This window comes from Nocardioides stalactiti, assembly GCF_014180715.1.
Taxonomy (GTDB): Bacteria; Actinomycetota; Actinomycetes; order Propionibacteriales; family Nocardioidaceae; genus Nocardioides; species Nocardioides stalactiti.
Genome location: NZ_JACEFC010000177.1, coordinates 1 through 5894, shown reverse-complemented (window position 1 = coordinate 5894; position 5894 = coordinate 1). Strand labels below are relative to the sequence as shown.

Here is a 5894-nt window from a genome sequence, read left to right as displayed (position 1 = left end):
CGGCGTCGTCCCGGCGGGCCTGGGGCCCGCGGACCCACTCGCCGCGCACCGACGGTCCCCGCCGGGTCGACCGGTCGACCGGCACGACCCGGCTGCCGGACAGACCGGGACCGGCGAGGGCGAGGCTGGTCGCGACGATCCGCCGGGCGAGCAGGACGCCAGGACGGTTCGCGGGGATGACGGAGGTGAGGGGCCGGAGGGTCAGGGAGGTGACTCCGGCCGCCGCGTGGCTGCGCAACGAGGCGCGGACCGGCGGGGATTTCTGCTGGCGCATGCCATCAGATTGCATCTGATGGCGGATGCCGTCAAGATGTTCCTGTGGAATCGGTGGCCAAGATCTCCCCCCGCAAGTACGGCGGCAAGAGCGCGGAGCAACGACGCGCCGAGCGTCGTACCCAGCTCGTCGACGCCGCCGTCGAGATCTGGCAGGAGCAGGGGTGGGCCGCCGTCACCATGCGCGGCGTCTGCGCCCAGGCGGGGCTCACCGACCGCTACTTCTACGAGAGCTTCACCGACCGCGACGCGCTGCTCGGGACCGTGTGGGACCAGCAGCGCGACGAGACCCTCGCGATGATGTACGTCGCCCTCGCCGAGCAGGGCGACGGCGACGCCCTCGACCTGCTCAACGCGGTGCTGGTCAAGGTGGTGCGCCACATCGCCGACGAGCCCGCCCGGGCCCAGATCATCTTCGGCGACCACGCCGGCAGCGTCGTGCTCGAGCAGCGGCGCCGCGACACCCTGCAGATGGCCACCGACCTGATGATCGAGATGGGTCGCCAGTTCCTGCGCGACGACGTCGACGAGCGGGCGCTGCGGATCAACACCCTGCTCGGCATCGGCGGGTTCGTCGAGCTGATGCTCGCCTGGCGCAGCGGACTCGTCGAGTCCGGTACCGACGAGATCGTCGAGCACCTCGCCGCGGTCGGCGCCGCGCTCGCGGCGCCCTTCCTCAGGCCGGCGTGACCATCGTCGGCAGCAGCGCGTGCACCAACGCGTGCAGCTCCTCGAGCACACCCTCCCGGCCTTGGGTGACGCCGAGCAGTGCCTGCTGGAACAGCCCGTCCACGATCCCGTAGAGGACACTCGCCGGCAGGGCCGGCACGGTCCCGGCCAGCTCGGCGTAGCGACCCACCACCCGCCCGACCATCTCCTCCAGCCAGCCGTCGATCTCGACCGCGACGGCACGGAGCCGGTCGTCGAACATGCTCTGGGTACGGACGTCGTACCAGAGTCGGTGCATGGCGGCCTCGTCGCGCAACGTCTCGATCAGCTTGTCCGCGAAGCCTCCGACCAGCTCCTCGGGCGTCGTCGAGTCCGCGATCACCCCGTCATAGCGGCGTACGCAGACGGACTTGTACTCGCGGACGCAGTAGACGATGAGGTCGTGCTTGTCCTCGAAGTAGTAGTGGACGACGCCGTGGCTGAACTCGGAGTTGTTCGCGATCTCGCGCAGGCTCGCCCGTGCGTAGCCGAGCTCCCCGAGGGTGCGCAGCGCCGAATCACCGAGGGCGCGGCGGCGCTCGTCGTACTTGTCGGCCGGTGCCTTGCGGCCCCCCACGGCGACCGACCCGTCGGCCGCCGCGCCGGCGATGGCGCTGGACATGGCTCGGAGCGTAACCGCGGTCAGGTGTCCTCCGGAGCCGTTCCGCGAAGGTCGTCGGAGCGGATCGGGCACGCGCCGAGAAAACCCTTGACAGTTGTCAAGACGACGGGTGGAATGTCGGCGTCTAGTACTGGTTCCCCAACCGATAGACACCTGGGTCTGCGGGGGGCCGGACGTCTCGAGTTGAGGGTGTTGGAGCCACCTCTCCGCTCCGTCCGTCCCCCGCAGCCCTGCATCGGTCGCCCCCGCAGCGGGGGTCGGGTCGCGTCGTCAGGCCTTCCAACCGAACGCCAGCGCGCCCCCGACGATGAGGCAGAACCAGATCGGGTAGGACAGCGCGCCCACCCAGACCGTCCGCTTCGGGTACGACGACCACCAGACGCAGACGAGCACGAACTGGACCAGCCAGAGCAGCACCATCACGACGATGCCCCACCAGGGAGCGATGACGCCGCTGGCGGCGTACAGGAAGAACGACGAGACCACGAGGATCATGCCGAGGAACGGTGTGAACGAGGTGCTCCCCCGGGGACCGTCGGCGACCTTCTTGATCTTGCGGCGACGCGCCACTACTCGTGCTCGCCCTCGACGTCGTCGTTCCAGACCGGGTCCTCGTCCCAGGCCTCGGAACGCTCGGCCGCCTTCTCCAGGGCGCGCGCGGCCTCGGCCTCGGTCTCGTAGGGACCGAGCCGGTCCTTGTTGGGGCAGCCCTCGGTGGGCTCGACGGCATGGTGCTTGAGGCAGAACCAGAAGGCCATGCCCGGAACCTATCCGACTCTCAGCCGAGGTCGCCCGCGAGGCGCTCGACGCGCAGCACGGCGAGCTCGTGCTCCACGTCCCCGCTCATCGCGGCCGCCAGCCGCAGGTGGGGCAGCGCCTCCCGGTGCCGGGACTGCCGCTCGAACGCGCGACCGAGGGCGTGCTGGGCCCAGGCGTCGGACGGGTCGTCCGCGACGAGCAGCGTGAGCTCGTCGGACGCCTTCACGAGCTGGGCGCGCAGCAGGTAGGCCCAGGCGCGCAGCAGCCGCAGACCGCGGTTGGCCGGCTCCTGCTCGAGCGCCGCCTCCAGCACCTCGAGGGCCTGGCTCGGCGCGCGTCGTTCCAGCAGGTCGTGCGCGGTGCGGTAGGCGCTCTCCGGGCGCGCCTCGGCGCCCGGGAACACGATGCCCGGGGCGCGCATCAGGAACTCCTGCTCGTCCATGGCTGCTCCAACCATCGGAAGGCGCCGGTGATTCCGGCGGCGAACCCGCCGGGGCACTACCCTGTCCCGTGGACGGGCCGACCGGGTGACCGCGTGACCTGCCCTGGCAACAGGACAGGTCCCGAGGAAAGTCCGGGCTCCACAGAGCAGGGTGGTGGGTAACACCCACCCGGAGTGATCCGCGGGAAAGTGCCACAGAGAACAGACCGCCTCCCCTTCCGAGGAGAGGCAAGGGTGAAACGGTGGAGTAAGAGCCCACCAGCGCCCCGGGTGACCGGGACGGCTCGGCAAACCCCACCTGGAGCAAGGCCAGACAGTGTGCGCCTGAGGGCTGCTCGCCCGAGTACACGGGTAGGCCGCTGGAGGCCGCCGGCAACGGCGGTCGTAGATGGATGGTCACCGATGACAGAACCCGGCTTACAGGTCGGCCCGTCCGCCACCTGGCCCTCGAGGCCCGCCCAGCCCGGGCGCGTAGGCAAAATGTTGGAAACAGGAACGGCTGAGGCTCAGATCCGACGGTAACGTCCTCCCTTCCGACTGCGTGCGCGCCCCCGGACGTGTGTCTCGGTAACTCATCACTCACGAAGGAGGGAGGGCTCATGGTCAAGGCGTTCGCTCTCACGCTCGCCACCACCCTTTCGACGATCGTTCTCGCCGCGCCACCGGCGCAGGCCGCGCCCGGTGACGGGAAGTCGGCCGGAGAGGCCAAGACGAACCGCGACTCGAGCTGGGGATGTGGCGGGGCCTGTCGGCCCATCATCCGCTGACGACGCGGCCCTGAGCGGCCGACCGAGCTCAATCGAGGTTCAGTCGAACCACACCGCGGAGCATCCGTCGCAGAGGTGCTCACGCACCTCGACCGCGCCGTCGTACTCGGCACTCACCAGGTGCCACGTGTGCTCATGTGCCGCTGGGGATGCGGACCACGTGGCACCTGGGAGCGGGCTCACCGGGTGGTCGGGTCGTAGGACCGTTGGACGTGCGTCACCCTGCGCCTCGCATTGTGGAGCGTGAGCAGGGTCAGACCGATCGCGAGCAGACCGGCGACGACGAGTCCCATGACCATGTCGACCTCAGTTCCCCCTACCACCGAGGTTCATACCTGGATCTCGGCCTCAGCTCGCGAGCTTCCAGTCGGCCAGCACCCGGCAGCCGCCCTCCTTGTACCAGTGGAGCTGGAGCCGATCCGCGCGGCACCCCACCGGCAGCAGGTCGCCGACCAGCGCGCGCGTGCTCGCGAGGGAGACGTTCGCCGACTCCTGGTCGAGGGTGACGTGCGGGACGACGTCGTGCGCGCCGCCGTACGGCGGACACTGGGGGAACGCGTCCGCGAGCGCGCGGGTGAGCGCAGCGAACGGCGCCGCCGGCTCCGGCGGGACGTGGAGGCACCCGTCAGGGAAGACGCGGACCTCGCGGAGGTCGTAGTCGAAGGCAGCGGTCGCAGCAGCCACCCTGGCGACACGGTCGAGGTCTGCGTCCGTCGGCGCCGGGAGCCACGGGGCGAGCACAGTGACGTGGGCGTGCGTGAACGCGGGGTCGCGCGACACCCAGCCCGGCTCGTAGTGCTGCCAGCGGCCGCGCACGAACGGCTCGAGCTCGGTGACGGGCACCACGAGCACGGAGTGGCCGGGCATCCTCACGGCGGCATCGTGGCAGACGGGCGATAGGTTCGCCCGCATGGCTGACCGCANTAGGTTCGCCCGCATGGCTGACCGCACCACGCCCTCCCCCGTCCCGCCGCCGGACCCGGCCGTCGCGGCTGCCGCCGCCGAGCGGCTGGCCGGCCTCGCGACGCCCGCCGGCGCCCTCGGCCGCCTCGGGGAGCTCGGGGTGTGGCTGGCAGCTGCCCAGGGCCAGGTCCCGCCGGCACCGCTCACCGACGTACGCCTCGTCATCTTCGCCGGCGACCACGGTGTGGCGAAGCACGGCGTCTCCGCCTATCCGCCCGAGATCACCGGCGCGATGGTCCGCACCTTCGTCGCCGGCAAGGCCGGCGTGTCCGCGCTGGCTGCCGCCCACGACGTCCGGGTCCGCGTGCTCGACCTCGGTGTCGACGACGACCTCGAGGGCGTGCCGGACGAGGTCCGCGCCCACAAGGTGCGGCGCAGCAGCGGCGCCCTCCACCTCGAGGACGCCCTCACCGTCGAGGAGACCCACCGCGCCCTCGCCGCCGGCCGTGCGGTCGCCGACGAGGAGATCGACGCCGGCGCCCAGCTGCTGCTCAGCGGCGACATGGGCATCGGCAACACCACGCCCGCCGCCGCCCTCGTCGCCGCCGCCCTCGGCCTGCCGGCCGTCGAGGTCACCGGCCGCGGCACGGGTGTCGACGACCCGACCTGGTCGCACAAGGTGGAGGTCGTCCAGCAGGCGCTCGACCGGGTCGGCGACCGCGCCACCGACCCCTTCGGGACCCTGGTCGCCCTCAGCAGCGCCGACCTCGCGGCGACCACCGGCTACCTGGTCCGCGCCGCCGAGCGCGGCGTGCCGGTCCTGCTCGACGGGCTGATGTCGGTCGCGTGCGCCCTTACGGCCGACCGGCTCGCCCCCGGCGCCGCCGCCTGGTTCGCTGCCGGTCACCGCTCGACCGAGCCCGCCCAGTCGCTCGCCCTCGCCAAGCTCGGCCTCGAGCCGGCCCTCGACCTCGGACTGCGGCTCGGCGAGGGCTCCGGCGCCGTCGCCGCCGTCCCCGTCCTCCGTTCGGCCGTCGCGGTCCTGCGCGACGTCGCGTTGCTGGCCGACCTGCTCCCCCCGCAATGAGCCCGAGATGAGGCAGCAGTGACCGACCGCGGTCCGGCCGTCGTCGGGCGCAGCCTGAGGCTGGCCCTCGGCACCCTCACCGCCCTCCCCGTCCCCGCCGTGCTGCGGGTGAGCCCCGCCGTCGCCACCGGCGCGATGGTCCTGGCCCCGATCGCCGCGCTCCCCCTCGGCCTCGCTGTCGCCGCGATCGTGTGGGGCGGCGGCGAAGCGGACCTGCCGCCGCTCGCCGTCGCCGTCGTCGCGCTCGCGGTCCTCGCACTCGGCAGCCGCGCCCTCCACCTCGACGGGCTGGCCGACGTCGCCGACGGGCTCACCGCCTCCTACGAACGCTCG

At 72.1% G+C, this 5894-nt stretch carries 10 protein-coding genes, 1 other RNA gene and 1 pseudogene; 5 read left to right on the top strand and 7 right to left on the bottom strand.

Annotation, left to right across the window (positions count from 1 at the left end; all coding sequences use genetic code 11):
- A pseudogene (locus H0487_RS21385) lies at positions 1-274 on the bottom strand (hypothetical protein); the annotation flags it as partial.
- A 53-nt stretch (positions 275-327) separates the two neighbouring features.
- On the opposite strand from H0487_RS21385, the gene H0487_RS21380 reads away from it, so the two are divergent.
- Entirely contained in the window at positions 328-963 is a 636-nt protein-coding gene (locus H0487_RS21380) for a TetR/AcrR family transcriptional regulator (protein ID WP_183096243.1), read from the top strand.
- Here the strand turns inward: H0487_RS21380 and H0487_RS21375 are convergent.
- The 4 genes from H0487_RS21375 to H0487_RS21360 all read right to left on the bottom strand — a co-directional run bounded on the left by H0487_RS21375 (position 950) and on the right by H0487_RS21360 (position 2804).
- Positions 950-1603 carry a TetR/AcrR family transcriptional regulator gene (locus H0487_RS21375; protein ID WP_183096242.1) on the bottom strand — a complete coding sequence of 218 codons (654 nt, stop codon included), beginning with the start codon at positions 1601-1603 and terminating at the stop codon, positions 950-952. The genes H0487_RS21380 and H0487_RS21375 overlap by 14 nt on opposite strands.
- Before the next feature lie 270 nt (positions 1604-1873).
- Positions 1874-2173 carry a hypothetical protein gene (locus H0487_RS21370; RefSeq protein WP_183096241.1) on the bottom strand — a complete coding sequence of 100 codons (300 nt, stop codon included), beginning with the start codon at positions 2171-2173 and terminating at the stop codon, positions 1874-1876.
- Entirely contained in the window at positions 2173-2361 is a 189-nt protein-coding gene (locus tag H0487_RS21365; RefSeq protein ID WP_183096240.1) for a hypothetical protein, read from the bottom strand. Before H0487_RS21365 ends, H0487_RS21370 begins: the two co-directional genes overlap by 1 nt.
- 20 nt (positions 2362-2381) lie before the next feature.
- On the bottom strand, positions 2382-2804 hold the full coding sequence (locus H0487_RS21360; RefSeq protein WP_183096239.1) for a tetratricopeptide repeat protein: 423 nt from the start codon (positions 2802-2804) through the stop codon (positions 2382-2384).
- Between the two features lie 73 nt (positions 2805-2877).
- On the opposite strand from H0487_RS21360, the gene rnpB reads away from it, so the two are divergent.
- Together rnpB and H0487_RS21350 are read left to right on the top strand one after the other, a co-directional pair.
- An RNA gene (gene rnpB, locus H0487_RS21355) (RNase P RNA component class A) lies at positions 2878-3240 on the top strand.
- A 163-nt stretch (positions 3241-3403) separates the two neighbouring features.
- On the top strand, positions 3404-3571 hold the full coding sequence (locus H0487_RS21350; protein ID WP_183096238.1) for a hypothetical protein: 168 nt from the start codon (positions 3404-3406) through the stop codon (positions 3569-3571).
- A 179-nt stretch (positions 3572-3750) separates the two neighbouring features.
- On the opposite strand, the gene H0487_RS21345 is transcribed toward H0487_RS21350, so the two are convergent.
- Together H0487_RS21345 and H0487_RS21340 are read right to left on the bottom strand one after the other, a co-directional pair.
- On the bottom strand, positions 3751-3894 hold the full coding sequence (locus H0487_RS21345) for a hypothetical protein (protein ID WP_183096237.1): 144 nt from the start codon (positions 3892-3894) through the stop codon (positions 3751-3753).
- A 25-nt stretch (positions 3895-3919) separates the two neighbouring features.
- Positions 3920-4438 carry a 2'-5' RNA ligase family protein gene (locus H0487_RS21340; protein WP_220793661.1) on the bottom strand — a complete coding sequence of 173 codons (519 nt, stop codon included), beginning with the start codon at positions 4436-4438 and terminating at the stop codon, positions 3920-3922.
- A gap of 70 nt (positions 4439-4508) precedes the next feature.
- Between H0487_RS21340 and cobT the strand changes: the two genes are divergently transcribed.
- Both cobT and H0487_RS21330 read left to right on the top strand, forming a co-directional pair.
- Positions 4509-5561 carry a nicotinate-nucleotide--dimethylbenzimidazole phosphoribosyltransferase gene (cobT, locus tag H0487_RS21335; RefSeq protein WP_183096235.1) on the top strand — a complete coding sequence of 351 codons (1053 nt, stop codon included), beginning with the start codon at positions 4509-4511 and terminating at the stop codon, positions 5559-5561.
- A gap of 18 nt (positions 5562-5579) precedes the next feature.
- Positions 5580-5894: adenosylcobinamide-GDP ribazoletransferase (locus H0487_RS21330; protein ID WP_312856047.1), on the top strand; the 315-nt coding region annotated here is incomplete at its 3' end.

Bases quoted from the DNA above. Each gene is read 5' to 3' on its own strand.
- H0487_RS21365 (WP_183096240.1), bottom strand. From the start codon at position 2,361: ATGGCCTTCTGGTTCTGCCTCAAGCACCATGCCGTCGAGCCCACCGAG.
- H0487_RS21375 (WP_183096242.1), bottom strand. From the start codon at position 1,603: ATGTCCAGCGCCATCGCCGGCGCGGCGGCCGACGGGTCGGTCGCCGTG.
- H0487_RS21360 (WP_183096239.1), bottom strand. From the start codon at position 2,804: ATGGACGAGCAGGAGTTCCTGATGCGCGCCCCGGGCATCGTGTTCCCG.
- cobT (WP_183096235.1), top strand. From the start codon at position 4,509: ATGGCTGACCGCACCACGCCCTCCCCCGTCCCGCCGCCGGACCCGGCC.
- H0487_RS21340 (WP_220793661.1), bottom strand. From the start codon at position 4,438: ATGCCCGGCCACTCCGTGCTCGTGGTGCCCGTCACCGAGCTCGAGCCG.
- H0487_RS21350 (WP_183096238.1), top strand. From the start codon at position 3,404: ATGGTCAAGGCGTTCGCTCTCACGCTCGCCACCACCCTTTCGACGATC.